Source organism: Pseudomonas sp. SB113 (assembly GCF_040754745.1).
In the GTDB taxonomy this organism is placed as follows: Bacteria; Pseudomonadota; Gammaproteobacteria; order Pseudomonadales; family Pseudomonadaceae; genus Aquipseudomonas; species Aquipseudomonas grimontii.
Genome location: NZ_JBFMHW010000021.1, coordinates 108,263 through 121,024 on the forward strand (window position 1 = coordinate 108,263; position 12,762 = coordinate 121,024).

At 60.2% G+C, this 12,762-nt stretch carries 11 protein-coding genes; 7 read left to right on the forward strand and 4 right to left on the reverse strand.

The window, feature by feature from the left end:
* The first annotated feature begins 70 nt into the window (after positions 1 to 70).
* Positions 71 to 1,510: a phospholipid carrier-dependent glycosyltransferase gene (locus AB1462_RS23985; protein WP_259194203.1), complete on the forward strand. Its 1,440-nt coding sequence runs from the start codon at positions 71 to 73 to the stop codon at positions 1,508 to 1,510.
* A gap of 15 nt (positions 1,511 to 1,525) precedes the next feature.
* Here the strand turns inward: AB1462_RS23985 and AB1462_RS23990 are convergent, their stop codons facing one another.
* A complete protein-coding gene (locus tag AB1462_RS23990; RefSeq protein WP_016976786.1) occupies positions 1,526 to 2,014 on the reverse strand; it encodes a TIGR00645 family protein in 489 nt (162 codons plus the stop codon).
* A 163-nt stretch (positions 2,015 to 2,177) separates the two neighbouring features.
* Between AB1462_RS23990 and AB1462_RS23995 the strand changes: the two genes are divergently transcribed.
* Positions 2,178 to 4,001 (forward strand): hypothetical protein, encoded by a 1,824-nt coding sequence (locus AB1462_RS23995; RefSeq protein ID WP_367248058.1) that lies wholly within the window; start codon positions 2,178 to 2,180, stop codon positions 3,999 to 4,001.
* A gap of 6 nt (positions 4,002 to 4,007) precedes the next feature.
* Here the strand turns inward: AB1462_RS23995 and AB1462_RS24000 are convergent, their stop codons facing one another.
* Together AB1462_RS24000 and AB1462_RS24005 are read right to left on the reverse strand one after the other, a co-directional pair.
* Positions 4,008 to 4,325 carry a hypothetical protein gene (locus AB1462_RS24000; RefSeq protein ID WP_259194201.1) on the reverse strand — a complete coding sequence of 106 codons (318 nt, stop codon included), beginning with the start codon at positions 4,323 to 4,325 and terminating at the stop codon, positions 4,008 to 4,010.
* 298 nt (positions 4,326 to 4,623) lie between these two features.
* On the reverse strand, positions 4,624 to 7,062 hold the full coding sequence (locus AB1462_RS24005) for a Lon protease family protein (RefSeq protein WP_090399666.1): 2,439 nt from the start codon (positions 7,060 to 7,062) through the stop codon (positions 4,624 to 4,626).
* Positions 7,063 to 7,329: 267 nt separating this feature from the next.
* Between AB1462_RS24005 and AB1462_RS24010 the strand changes: the two genes are divergently transcribed.
* The 5 genes from AB1462_RS24010 to AB1462_RS24030 all read left to right on the forward strand — a co-directional run bounded on the left by AB1462_RS24010 (position 7,330) and on the right by AB1462_RS24030 (position 11,189).
* Entirely contained in the window at positions 7,330 to 7,818 is a 489-nt protein-coding gene (locus tag AB1462_RS24010) for a DUF3015 domain-containing protein (protein ID WP_027605327.1), read from the forward strand.
* Positions 7,819 to 7,909: 91 nt separating this feature from the next.
* The gene (locus tag AB1462_RS24015) at positions 7,910 to 9,763 is read left to right on the forward strand and encodes a DUF4105 domain-containing protein (RefSeq protein ID WP_259194200.1); all 1,854 of its coding nucleotides are present in this window, start codon (positions 7,910 to 7,912) and stop codon (positions 9,761 to 9,763) included.
* A 48-nt stretch (positions 9,764 to 9,811) separates the two neighbouring features.
* Positions 9,812 to 10,117: a chorismate mutase gene (locus AB1462_RS24020; RefSeq protein WP_090399659.1), complete on the forward strand. Its 306-nt coding sequence runs from the start codon at positions 9,812 to 9,814 to the stop codon at positions 10,115 to 10,117.
* A gap of 147 nt (positions 10,118 to 10,264) precedes the next feature.
* Positions 10,265 to 10,621 carry a hypothetical protein gene (locus tag AB1462_RS24025; protein ID WP_090399656.1) on the forward strand — a complete coding sequence of 119 codons (357 nt, stop codon included), beginning with the start codon at positions 10,265 to 10,267 and terminating at the stop codon, positions 10,619 to 10,621.
* Between the two features lie 70 nt (positions 10,622 to 10,691).
* A complete protein-coding gene (locus AB1462_RS24030) occupies positions 10,692 to 11,189 on the forward strand; it encodes a GreA/GreB family elongation factor (protein WP_367248059.1) in 498 nt (165 codons plus the stop codon).
* Here the strand turns inward: AB1462_RS24030 and gdhA are convergent.
* Positions 11,186 to 12,523 carry an NADP-specific glutamate dehydrogenase gene (gene gdhA / locus AB1462_RS24035; protein WP_090399651.1) on the reverse strand — a complete coding sequence of 446 codons (1,338 nt, stop codon included), beginning with the start codon at positions 12,521 to 12,523 and terminating at the stop codon, positions 11,186 to 11,188. The two genes, AB1462_RS24030 and gdhA, sit on opposite strands and share 4 nt — an antisense overlap.
* Between the last annotated feature and the right edge of the window lie 239 nt (positions 12,524 to 12,762).

A 12,762-nucleotide genomic window follows, 5' to 3' on the forward strand; every position in this document is an offset into this window, starting at 1 on the left:
ATCGTCTCCCTATACTCACCGATTGCGAGCCGTTCCCCCGAACGGCCGCCTGCCTCGGTAGCCAGACTCCATGACGCGTCCCGTTCCCCTGCTGCTCCTGCTTGCTGGTCTGTTGTTCTTCTTTGCCCTGGGAAACCATCAACTGCAAGGCTCCACCGAGGCCCGCGTCGCGGGGATCGCCATGGCCATGCACCTGGACAATGACTGGGTCGTACCGCAACTGTTTCGTGAACCCTTCCTGGAAAAACCACCCCTGAGCCTGTGGCTGGACGCCGGAGCGATTCGCCTGTTTGGCGGCACGCCTGGGGCGGTCCGCCTGGCCTCGGCATTTGCCGGTCTGTTCAGCGTGATGCTGTTCTACGCAATGCTGCGCAGGTTCGGGCGCCCGAAAACATTGGCCTTCAGCGCGGCACTGATCCTGGCGACCATGGCCAGCTACTGGAGCAATGTGCGCGGCGTGGGGGAAGACTCACTGCTCAGCCTGGGCGTGACCACCGCACTGCTGGCGTTCTACCAGGCGATGCGGCCTGAGTCCGAGCGCCAAGGCTCGACGGCCTGGGCCTGGGCGCTGTTTACCGCCGGCATGGTGATCGCCACCTTGAGCAAAGGCGTACTGGGCCTGGCAATGCCGGGCATCGTGATCTTTGTGTACCTGGCCAGCACCAGCCTGATGGACAAGCGCCTGCGCATCACCGACTGGCTCAAGCCAGCGCTGTTCACCCTACTGGCATTGGTGCCGCTGATGATCTGGCTGGGCTTCCTGTTCCAGCGCGGCGGGATGCAGGCCGTGGGCGAAGTGCTGTGGACCAACAGCGTCGGGCGCTTCAGCGGCTCATTTGTGGAGGCCGGGCATTACGAACCGTTCTACTACTACATCGCCAAGCTGCCCGAGGCCTTCCTGCCGTGGAACATCCTGGTGTACCTGGGCCTGTGGCATTTCCGTAAAAGCCTGGTGCGTAACCGCTATCGCCTGTTTTTCAGTGTATGGCTGGTGGCGCAATTCACCCTGCTGACGCTGGCCTCAAGCAAGCGCACGGTTTACTTGATGGCACTGACCCCCGCCGCCGCCGTACTGGCCGCAGAATATGCCCGGGTGTTGCTGGAATGGCTCAAGGATCATAAGCCGGCGCTGTACCGCCACCACCGGCGTGCGATCGGCGGTGTTTTCAGCCTGCTCATCGCCTGCTATCTGGTGACCGCATTCTGGTTCGCGCCAAAAGCTGATGCGCGCCAGTCATTCGTACCGGTGATCAGTCAGGTCCAGGCACTGCAGGCGCAAGGCAAGGAAGTCGCGCTGTTCCAGCCCAACGAGCGTATCGCGGGGGCCGGCGTGTTCTATATGAAGGGTTACCTGAGGATCCTGCAGACGGAGCCCGAACTGCACAGCTACCTCGCCGCCAAGCCCGGCAACGTTGCGCTGCTGGACCATACCAACGACTTGACCACCAAGGTCACGGTGATCAAGGAGATGGCGATCAACCGCCAGCCCTACTACTTCATCGAGCAGTAAGGCCAGCGCGGGGCATCAGTGCTTGGTGACCTTGTCCAGGTAACCCATGGCGAACGCCGAGATCACGAAGGTCATGTGAATGATCACGTACCACATCAAGTGTTGCGGATCGACGTTCTTGGCGTCCATGAAGATGCGCAGCAAGTGGATGGAGGAAATCGCCACGATGGAGGCCGCCACTTTCATCTTCAGCGACGAAGAGTCCATGGTGCCCAGCCAGTTGAGCTTTTCCTTGCTTTCGTCGATGTCCAACTGCGAGACGAAGTTCTCGTAGCCGGAAATCATCACCATCACCAGCAAGCCGCCGACCAGGGCCATGTCGATCAACGACAGCAGCACCAGGATCAACTCCGACTCGGCCATCGAGAACACGCTCGGCAGCAGGTGAATCACTTCCTGGAAAAATTTCAGCGCCAGCGCCAGCAACCCGAGGGACAGGCCGAAATAGATAGGCGCCAGCAGCCAGCGCGAGGCGTACATAGCATTTTCGATAAAGCGTTCCATTGGATCTCACACAGCATGGCTAGAAATGGCGGCGAGTATACCAGCCGCTATAAGACACCTGTAACCACGAGAAAACTGACCTGAGCGGCATCTGTAAGATAATTTTTCTGCTAGTGTCGAGCCCAATAACTCGGCTCGATGACGTCGGACAGGAAAAACTCAGATGATGGATGTGCGATCCCCTTTGGCCGGCGTTGGACTGTGCGCGGCATTGTTGCTAGCCGGCGGCTGCTCCCCAAGCGATGAGCAGAAACAGACCACCCTCGAAGAGAAAACCGCAAAGTTCGAACAATCCCTCGACAGCATCCAGGACCCAAAACTGCGCGACGCCATTGCCGACCTCGGCGGTTCGCTGCTGCTGCTGGAACGGGCACGGGTCAAGCTCGACACCAAGCCCATCGAAGCCGAATACGGCGAAGACACCCTCGCCCTGCTCAAGCACTACCCCACGCCTCAGGGGCTGGTGGACACCTACATCAATGGCCTGTTCGTGCTGCGCAAAGCCTCACATTCCGACTACCTGACCGATCTGCAGCCGGTCTTCCCGTTCAACTTCAATGTGCCAGACCAGTTCCCCTTCCCCCACGGCCTGGAGTGGCAGTCCGTGACCTTGAGCAACAACAAGGTCGTGCCGTTCCAGCCGGAATGGTCGGAGACCGATCCCGGCATCCAGTTGAGCCCCAGCAGCTCCAACCTGACCAACCCGGATGACCTGACGGTCACCTACCCTTTCATCGATGGCATCGAGACGGAAAACAAAAGCCAGCCGCAACCCGTCCGCCTCAAAGGCGCAGTGGAAGTGATCGCGCCGGGCAACGTGCTGACCTTCGATTTGTCGAAAAAGGACGTGGGCCACAAACGCACCGAAGGCAATATCACCGTCAACCTGCTGCTTCTGGAAAAGAACTACGCCGAAATCGAACTGACCAACAGCCAACCGCTGGCACCTGAAGTGGGTGACGAATCGCCTAACCCCTTGCTGGTACAGGCGCGGGACAGCACCGGGCAATTCCTCACACGCTCGGGTTCGATCAACGAAAGCAGCGCGCAAGTCGAGTTCTACCAGAAGCAACTGGCCGAGATGCAAAAACAGAAGGCCTGGTCCGACGCCTTTGAAAAGCAACTGGTCGATGAGCAGAAAGCCTTCGAACACAAGCAGGGCAGCCATTACGCCAAGGTGTATTTCAATGGCCTGATCGATAACCTGCAGATCAACGTGCTGGATTTTTCCACGGCCACGCGCACCCGCAAAGAGCTCGACCTGCCGGTCCTGCGCTTCGACAAGAACAGCCTGGAAAAGACCGTACAAGCCTTGCCCATGCCGGTCACCGTGTATGACGACGGCGCCGCCAGCTGGCTCAAGGACGCGACAATGACCGAGGAGCAACTGAAGAACAGCGTCACCATCAGCCAGTCCGTCGAAGATGCCAGCGCCGCCCATATCGTGTTCGACCACCCCTTCACCTTCAATGACGACCTGGTGGGCAGCGAGCGCAACAGCAGCGAGTCACCGGTGACGTTCTTCACCGCCGACGAGAAAGGTGAACGCGGCGAGCCTATCGAATTGCCGACCGAAGCCTTCGAACTGAACCCGGCGCGGGGCACCCTCACCTACGACCTCAACCTGTTTCCGGAAAACCCGGCGTTTGTGGTGGGTTCGATCCCGCTGTTCCTGGCCACGATCGAGAAAACCGAGATAGACGTGGCCAAGCTGCCCAAAGGGTTGTCACTCAAGGACAACGCGCTGATCGTCGACCAAAAGGAATTCCCCGCCGACAGCTGGCGCTTCTACGCCAAGGACGCCAGCGGCAACTACCTCAAGGAAATCCTCGGCGTCAGCCACCGTGCCGAGGAATACGGCACGGCATTGTTTGACGTGCATTATTTCTACGGCCAGCCGACGGCCCTGGAAAGCTACCAGCGCACCGACCTCAGTACCGTGCAATACGGCTTTGAGGTCAAGTTGGACAAGCCCGAGAGCAAATAAACGCGCCTACAGCGCCAGTTGCTCATGACTGCCATTGAGCTGCCGGAGATGGGCCTGCATGTGCAGGCACCAGATCTGCGGGTCACCTGCCAGCTCATAGCCGTGCAGGGTCAGGCTTTCGACGATCGATTGCAGAATGGTTTCTGCCACGAAGGGCCCATGAAACGGGCCCTGGGACTTGATCGTGGAAGGCTGTTCGCCGGTCATTCCAGCGGCAAACAACAAGGTCCACATCCCGTTATCCCCCGCAAGCGGGCGAACGGAACATTCGATTCGGGTAACCAGGCCGAAGCACTGGCGGGTGAGGCAGAGGTTGCGCGGCATGGCGGCGACCCTCGGTAGATCGGTGTTCAACCTCAGCCTATGGCGAGGCTGTTTCTATCCAGCGACTCCTGTGGATATCCCTACGCTCAGAATAGAAGAAAAACACGACAAACCAAGGCTGTAGGGACCAACGGACATTAGTCCCTCAGAAGGAAGTCAATTTAGTGACGCAACCAGATCCAAATGTGGGAGGGGGCTTACTCCCGATGCAGTGTGTCAGTCGACATCTACATGACTGACCTGTCGCAATCGGGAGCAAGCCCCCTCCCACATGTTTGATCCGGTTTGGCCTCAGAACTCAGGTGGGCTTGGCTTCGGCCAGCGCCTGCTGCGCCAGCTCCTTCTCCGCTTCCTTCAGGTCTTCCTCGCTGATCATCTCGGCAATCGCGCGCAAGCGCTCGACCACGCGGGCATTGACGGTGCCTTCCGGGAACTGCCCCTCGGCGTCCGGCTCACCGGCATCCTCGCCCACCAGCAGGCTCAACGCCTCATCCGCCTGACGCACGGCATAGATGTGGAATTGCCCGGCGCGCACGGCCTGCAGCACCTTCTCATCCAGCATCAACGTGGCAACGTTGGCCTGGGGAATGATCGCCCCTTGCTCACCGGTCAAACCGCGGGCCTCGCACAGGCGGAAGAAGCCTTCGATCTTCTCGTTGACCCCGCCCACGGCCTGCACTTCACCAAACTGGTTGATCGATCCGGTGATGGCAAAACACTGCTTGAGTGGCGTCTTCGACAAGGCCGAAATCAAGGTGCACGCCTCGCCCAGGGACGCGCTGTCACCGTCCACATAACCGTAGGACTGTTCCAACGCGATACTCGCCGAGATCGCCAGCGGGAATTCCTGGGCATAGCGGCTGCCCAGGTAACCGGTGAGGATCATCACGCCCTTGGAGTGAATCGGCTGCCCGAGGTTAACTTCACGCTCAATGTCGACAATGCCGCTGCCGCCCGGGTACACCGTGGCGGAAATCCGTGCCGGCACACCGAACGCCGAGTCACCCACCTCCAGCACCGTCAGCCCGTTGCACTTGCCGACTGCCGCGCCGGCGGTGTCGATCAGGATGACCCCGGCGAGCATGTCGTCGAGAATCCGCGCCGACACACGCCCGGTACGCGTGGCCTTGGCCTTCAGTGCACGCTCGATATGGCCGGAATCGGTCATTTCATCGCCTGCCAGGTGACGGATAAAGTCCGCCTCGCTCACCAGCTGGAACAAGTCTCCAATGCGCGCCGACAAACGCCCCTGGTGTTCCGCCAGCCGCGCGCTGTAGGTGGCCAGGCGCGCCACCGCGTCCGAGGTCAGCGGCGCCATGCCTTCTTCCGACGTGCGGGTTTTAAGCAACTGGGCGAACTGCTCCAGGCTCTCGTCGACCATCGGGATGTCTTCGTCGAAATCCACCAATACCCGGAACATCTCCTGGAAGTCCGGATCGGCATCCTGCAACGCGTAATACAACTGGCGCGAACCGATGATGATGACCTTGACCTGCAACGGGATCATCTGCGGGTTGAGGGTCACGGTGGCCAGGCGGCCCAGTTCGCCCAGGGGCGATTCCATCTTCAGCTTGCGCGACTGCAAGGACCGCTTGAGGGCGTCCCAGACAAACGGCTCGCTGAGCATCTTCTCGGCTTCGAGAATCAGGAAACCGCCGTTGGCACGGTGCAAAGCGCCCGGGCGTAACTGGCGATAGGTGGTGTACAGCGCGCCCTGGTCGGTGCTGTATTCGATACGGCCGAACAGGTTGTCGTAGGTCGGGTGCGGCTCGAATACCACCGGCGCGCCGCCGTTGACCGGATGGCCGACCACCAGGCTCGGGCAGTATTGCTCTTCGAGCAGCTTGCGGGCCTGGGCGTCGGTCTTGGCGTCGTCCACCAATTGTTCCACCACGGTTTTCAGCAGGTACACCTGCATGGCCTGCAGGTAACCGCAGACGCCGGCGTTCTCGGCGTATTTTTCCGACAGCGGTGCGAGCAACGGCTGCAGGGCCAGGGTGATGGTTTCTTCGTTGAACTGACGCAGTTGGTTGTTGGACTCGCGCTTCCATTGGGGCAGGCTGGCCAACTCCTCGTTGAGGCGTTCTTCCAGCTCGGAAATATCCGTATGGAAGCGCTCGCGATCCACTTCCGGCAGTTGCGAGAACTCGGCCTCATCCAGCGCCTTGCCGTCGAGCATCGGCGTGAAGGCGATGTTGGAGCTGTCGCGGTACAGCGCCACGTCCTTTTCCAACGCCAGACGCTCGATCACGTCCAGGGCCTTGTCGTAACGCTGGTTGAAGGCGCGGTCGATGGCACTTTTGCGCTGTTGATAAGTCGGGTGCTCGAACACCGCCGGGAAGGTCGCGACGAGGTTGTCGACCAGGCCATTGATGTCGGCAATGAACGCCGCTGCGGCACCGCCTGGCAATTCCAGGGCGCGGGGTTCGCGAGGCTCGTCAAAGTTATTCACATAGACCCAGTCCGCCGGGGTCTGCAGGCGTTTGCCTTCGGCCTTCAGGTAGCGTTTGACGAATGAAAAGCGGCCGGTACCCGGCTCGCCCATGACAAACACGTTGTAACCGGGGCGTGGCATGGCCACACCGAACTGCAACGCTTCAACCGCGCGTTCCTGGCCAAGCACACCGCGAAAGGGCTCCAAATCATTGGTGGTCGAGAAGCTGAACTGTTCAGCGGAGAAAGGGCGAGTCAGCGCTTCGGGCGCTAGACGCAAGCTGGCAGCAACAGGATCAGGCATCGGGCTTCCTTACATCAGGCGGGGCAGATGACGGCATTCTGGCTCTCCGTTACTCGCTCTGGCAAGGCGAGCCGTTGGGAAAGCATAGACACGGAACCTACCCTGCAAAAAAAACGCGACATCTCTGATTGTTTTATAAAAACACACGGAACCCTTGGAACATGCCTAAACTCCAAATTGCGCGGGTTGGACTAATAACCGATCCCAGGGGCGCTATGAAGTGCCTGAACCCTTGTCCATTGGTTTGCACACAAAGAGAACAAAGCTATGAAACGGATCCTTCTCGGTACTCTCTTCACCGTCGTCTCCCTCAATGCAATGGCTGAAGCACCAGGTGGCCCGAACTGCGGTTGGGGCAACATGTTGTTCGAAGGCCAGCGCGGCACTCCGGCTCACTTCCTGGCTTCCACCACCAACGGTACATCGGGTAACGCCACCTTCGGCATGACCTCGGGCACCAACGGTTGCAGCACCAACAGCGCACTGACCTACGGCGGCAAGTCCTGGATTGCCATGAATGGCATGATGAACGAGCTGTCCGAAGACATGGCCAAGGGTAATGGTGAAGCACTGACCACCTACGCCGTGGTACTGGGCGTTGCTCCGGAAGATCGCGAGCACTTCGCGGCTGTGGCTCACGAACACTTCCAGCAAATCTTCAGCAAGGCCGATGTGACCGCTGAAGACGTGCACAACAACACCCTGGCTGTACTGAAAGGCGATGCCCGTCTGGCGAAATACGCTACCCAGGCTTAAGCTCGACCTGCCCGCGCCTCCCCAGGCGCGGGTTTTATTTTTGGACCCGACTCCCTTTGGGTCTCTCTAATTTCCGACTTAAGTTGCCCCTATGCTCAAACGCTTTGCCTGGATGGCACTCTTCGCCTGCGCCCCGCTGTACGCGGCACCGCACCTTGATGATCAACGTTTGCAGCAATTGGCCAATGATCCGTTCTGGCTTTCTTTAGGCCATTACGAAGCCGGCAAAATCAGTGGCTGGCGCAGCTATGTCAGCGAAAAGAAATTCTTCCTCGCAGCCGATGGCGCCCACCACCCGGATGCAGAACTCAAGGCCACCGTTGAAGCCCTCTATGCTCCGGCCAGCCTGGGTGAAAAACACGCCCAATGCGTTTACCCCGCACGTACCCGCTGGCTCAAGGATCAGTTGCACCTCACTGACCTGCCCGGCGTGGACTGCAAAGAATTCAAGCAGTGGTTCAAGGACGTCGCGCCCCATAGCGCGGTGATGATCTTCCCGGCGGCCTACCTCAATAGCCCGTCCTCCATGTTCGGCCACACCCTGCTGCGTATCGACCAGGCCGACGTGCAGAGCAACAAGACCGCGCTGCTCAGCTACGCAATCAACTTCGGCGCCTACATCGAAGGCTCGGACAACAGCATCCTCTATGCCTGGAAAGGCCTGATGGGCGGCTACCCCGGCCTGTTCGCCCTGGTGCCCTACCAGGAAAAACTCTCGGAATACCGCAGCCTCGAAAACCGTGACTTGTGGGAGTACCGGCTCAACCTCACCCAGGTCGAGACCGAGCGCATGGTCGAGCACGTGTGGGAGCTCAAGCAGATTCAGTTCGACTACTTCTTCTTTGATGAAAACTGCTCCTATCGCCTGTTGGAACTGCTGCAAGTGGCCCGCCCCGGCCTGCGCCTGACCGAGCAATTCCCGCTTACCGCCATCCCCACCGACACGGTCAAGGCAGTGAAAGAGGCCGGTCTGGTCGAGAAGATCGACTACCGTCCCTCCCGTGAGCGCGAGTTGCTGGAGCGCGCCAAGCCGCTGAACAGCGACGAGCAACAATGGGTGCTGAAGGTCAGCGACGACCAGCAGCAATTGCAGGCACCGGCCTTCAAAGCGTTGCCTCGCGACCGCCAGGCCCTGATCATCGACGCCGCCTATCGTCTGGGCCGCTACCGCGCCAATGGCCTGGAGCGCGACACCGCGCGCTCCCAACGCAGCTTCGAACTGCTGCGCGCGATCAACCAGAACCCTGCGCCCGACCTGAAGATCACGCCCCCCGGCCTCCCCGAAAACGGCCATGAGTCACGTACCTGGCAAGCCGGTATCGGCACCCGTGGCGACAAGGCCTTCGGCGAATACGGCCTGCGCATGGCCTACCACGACCTCAACGACAACGCCGAAGGCTTCCCCCTCGGCGCGCAGATCGAAATCCTGCAGATGAAACTGCGCCAGTACGAAGGCAACCACTGGCAACTGCAACAACTGGACCTGGCCACCATCCGCTCCCTGACCCCGCGCAACGCCTTGCTGCAGCCGTGGTCCTGGCAAGTCACCGGCGGCCTGGAGCGCGTGCCCGGTAAACACGACGACGAAACCCTGGTCGCCCACGTCAACGGTGGCGCCGGTGGCACCTGGCAACTGAGCGACGACATGCTCGGCTTCGCCCTCGGCACCGTGCGCGTGGAACACAACAACGACTTCAACGAAGCCATCTCCCCTGCCGCCGGGTTCAATACCGGCGTGCTGTGGAAAAACCCGCTGGGCAACTTGAGCCTCGAGGCCAAAGGAGACTTCTTCACCAATGGCGAAGTACGTCGCAGCCTCAGCCTGAACCAGCAGTGGGAACTGTCCCGCAACCTCGGCCTGCGCCTGAGTGCACAGCGCGAGTACAGCCACTTGTCGACGCCGGTAAATGAAGTGATGCTTGAAGTGAAGTGGTATCACTACTGACTAACACCTTTTGTCAGCATTGCCCGCACAACCAGGAGTTCACTCGACATGGCCGTTACCTGCACCACCCTTGAAGAAGTTCGAAACAACATCGACCGCCTCGACCAGCAAATAGTCACCCTGCTGGCCGAACGCGGCCGCTACGTCTCCCAGGCGGCACGCTTCAAAAAAGACACCGATGGCGTCAAGGCCCCACAGCGGGTTGAGCAAGTGATCGCCAAGGTGCGGGATCTGGCGCAGGCCGTGGGCGCCAACCCCGAGGTGACCGAACAGGTCTATCGCGCAATGATTGCGGCGTTTATTCAGCAGGAATTGGCGGAACATGCGGCTCTGGTGACCAACCAGGCAACATAGGCCCTTGTGGTGAGGGCGCCAACGGGTTCGGCGCTCACCGCTCGATCTCATCGCGCTCCACATCTTTCTCACACCCCTTTCACGCCTCCCCGACAAATCCCTATCTAGACTTCCCCTATCAGCCGTGAAGCGGCCAGGGAGCAAGCAATGTGGCGGTATGCAGTAATGCTGTGTGCGGTGGTGTGGCTGGCGGGTTGCCAGTCGACTCATCAGGAGTTGCTGGCCAAGGGTTATCCACCGGCCTTTGCCGATGGTTTTGATGATGGCTGCAGCAGCGGTCGCCAGGCCGCTGGCGTGATCAGTGGGGAGTTTCGCAAGAACGTTCCTCGCTACCTGAAAGACCGGGAATACGCCGCGGGCTGGGAGGACGGTTTTCGCCAGTGCAAGGCCATGCGCGAGAACGAGGAGCTGCGCGACTACAAGGACAATCACTGGGATGACCGTGAGCGCGCCTGGCAACAGGAGAAGGACCGAGATGCCGCGCGGGCCTATCGCTCGCAATAGGTCGCTTTCAGACATCCATCGAAACTAAAGCGCGGCGAACATGGCCCAAGCTCCATAGAGGGAGAACGTCATGAGCCGAGCTTTTGTAAATGAGGACAACGCCGCCGCCCAGGCCGATCAGCCGGTGGAGCGTCAGGTCAGTGAGCAGCCCAATCGCCTGACCGCGCAGGGGTTGGCGCAATTGCAGGCCAAGGTTGCGCAACTGCAGGCCGAGCACAGCGCCGAATCCGCCAAGGGCGAACAAGCCGATAAACAGCGCCAGGCCGACCTTGAGCGGGATTTGCGCTACTTCAACCAGCGCGTGCAGAGCGCCCAGGTGGTGGCGCCCGCTACGTCCACCGACACGGTGCAGATCGGCAGTTGGGTGACCTTCGTCAATGAGCATAACGAGCAGCAGCGCATTCAATTGGTCGGGGAAGACCAGGCCGACGCCAGCGCCGGTTTGATCAACTGGGGCTCGCCCCTGGGCCGCGCGTTGCTGGGCGCCCAGGTGGGTGACGAGGTGCTGTGGAAGCGCCCCGTCGGCGATCAGTTGATCGAGGTGCTGGGCATCGAAGCCGAGGCTTAGACGATGCCTTGGGCCAGCATCGCGTCGGCAACTTTCACGAAGCCCGCGATGTTCGCGCCCTTCACGTAGTTGATCCGACCGTTCTCTTCGCCGTAGTGCACGCAGGCATGGTGGATCGACTGCATGATGTTGTGCAGCTTGCTGTCCACTTCACCGGCAGTCCACAACAGGCGCATGGCGTTCTGCGACATCTCCAGGCCGCTCACGGCGACGCCGCCGGCATTCGAGGCCTTGCCCGGCGCGAACAGAATGCCCGCCTCGATAAACATATCCACAGCCTCAAGCGTCGTCGGCATGTTGGCGCCTTCGGCCACACAGATGCAGCCATTGCGCAGCAGCGTGCGGGCCGCTTCGGCGTCGAGTTCGTTCTGGGTCGCGCATGGCAGCGCAATGTCGCAGGCCAGTTCCCAAGGGGTTTTACCGGCGCGGAACTCCAGGCCGTAACGGCCGGCCAGTTCGCTGATGCGCCCACGCTGCACGTTTTTCAGCTCCAGCAGCGCCGACCATTGTTCCTCGGTCAAGCCGCTTTCGGCGTACAGCGTGCCTTCGGAGTCGGACAGGGAAATCACCTTGCCGCCCAGGTCCATGACCTTGCGCGCCGCGTATTGGGCGACGTTGCCGGAGCCGGAGACCGCCACGCGCTTGCCCTCTACCCGTTGACCGTCGCGCTTGAGCATTTCTTCGGCGAAGTACACACAACCGAATCCGGTGGCTTCCGGGCGAATCAGGCTGCCGCCGTAAGTCATGCCCTTGCCGGTCAGCACGGAGGTGAATTGGTTGCTCAGGCGCTTGTACTGGCCGAACAGGAAGCCGATCTCACGAGCGCCCACGCCGATGTCGCCGGCCGGTACGTCCACGTCTGCGCCGATATGGCGGTACAACTCGCTCATGAACGCCTGGCAGAAGCGCATGACTTCGGCGTCACTCTTACCTTTTGGATCAAAGTCCGAGCCGCCTTTACCGCCGCCCATCGGCAGCGAGGTCAGGGAATTCTTGAAGGTCTGCTCGAAGGCGAGGAATTTCAGCACACCCAGGTTTACCGACGGGTGGAAACGCAGGCCGCCCTTGTAGGGGCCGATGGCGCTGTTCATCTGGATACGGAATCCGCGGTTGACCTGGACCTTGCCGTGATCATCCACCCACGACACCCGAAAGGTAATCGCGCGTTCCGGCTCGCAGATGCGCTCCAGGATGCCCGAGGTCAGGTAGTGCGGATTGGCTTCAAGAAACGGCCACAGGCTGCGTAGGACTTCTTCTACCGCCTGGTGGAATTCCGGCTGGTCGGGGTCGCGTTTTTTCAGGCGGGCGAGGAAGGATTCGACGGATTCGATCATGAAAAGTCTCGGCAAATTGATTGTTTTTAAATGAGATTGCGCCGGACTTTATCAATTCATACCGCACCGCGACAGGGCAAAATGTCGCTTTTGTGAATTTAAATGGTGCATTTGATATAAATAAACCCAGGAAACTGGGATTTATCGCACTTGAAAGGGGATTGCCAAGGCAGGCTATGCACCAGCAAGGAAATAGCTATCGGGGGGGGGGGGGGGGGGGGGCAACCCCCCCACCCACA

Coding starts and splice junctions, on each gene's coding strand:
- AB1462_RS23985 (WP_259194203.1), top strand. CDS start 71: ATGACGCGTCCCGTTCCCCTGCTGCTCCTGCTTGCTGGTCTGTTGTTC.
- AB1462_RS23990 (WP_016976786.1), bottom strand. CDS start 2,014: ATGGAACGCTTTATCGAAAATGCTATGTACGCCTCGCGCTGGCTGCTG.
- AB1462_RS23995 (WP_367248058.1), top strand. CDS start 2,178: ATGATGGATGTGCGATCCCCTTTGGCCGGCGTTGGACTGTGCGCGGCA.
- AB1462_RS24000 (WP_259194201.1), bottom strand. CDS start 4,325: ATGCCGCGCAACCTCTGCCTCACCCGCCAGTGCTTCGGCCTGGTTACC.
- AB1462_RS24005 (WP_090399666.1), bottom strand. CDS start 7,062: ATGCCTGATCCTGTTGCTGCCAGCTTGCGTCTAGCGCCCGAAGCGCTG.
- AB1462_RS24010 (WP_027605327.1), top strand. CDS start 7,330: ATGAAACGGATCCTTCTCGGTACTCTCTTCACCGTCGTCTCCCTCAAT.
- AB1462_RS24015 (WP_259194200.1), top strand. CDS start 7,910: ATGCTCAAACGCTTTGCCTGGATGGCACTCTTCGCCTGCGCCCCGCTG.
- AB1462_RS24020 (WP_090399659.1), top strand. CDS start 9,812: ATGGCCGTTACCTGCACCACCCTTGAAGAAGTTCGAAACAACATCGAC.
- AB1462_RS24025 (WP_090399656.1), top strand. CDS start 10,265: ATGTGGCGGTATGCAGTAATGCTGTGTGCGGTGGTGTGGCTGGCGGGT.
- AB1462_RS24030 (WP_367248059.1), top strand. CDS start 10,692: ATGAGCCGAGCTTTTGTAAATGAGGACAACGCCGCCGCCCAGGCCGAT.
- gdhA (WP_090399651.1), bottom strand. CDS start 12,523: ATGATCGAATCCGTCGAATCCTTCCTCGCCCGCCTGAAAAAACGCGAC.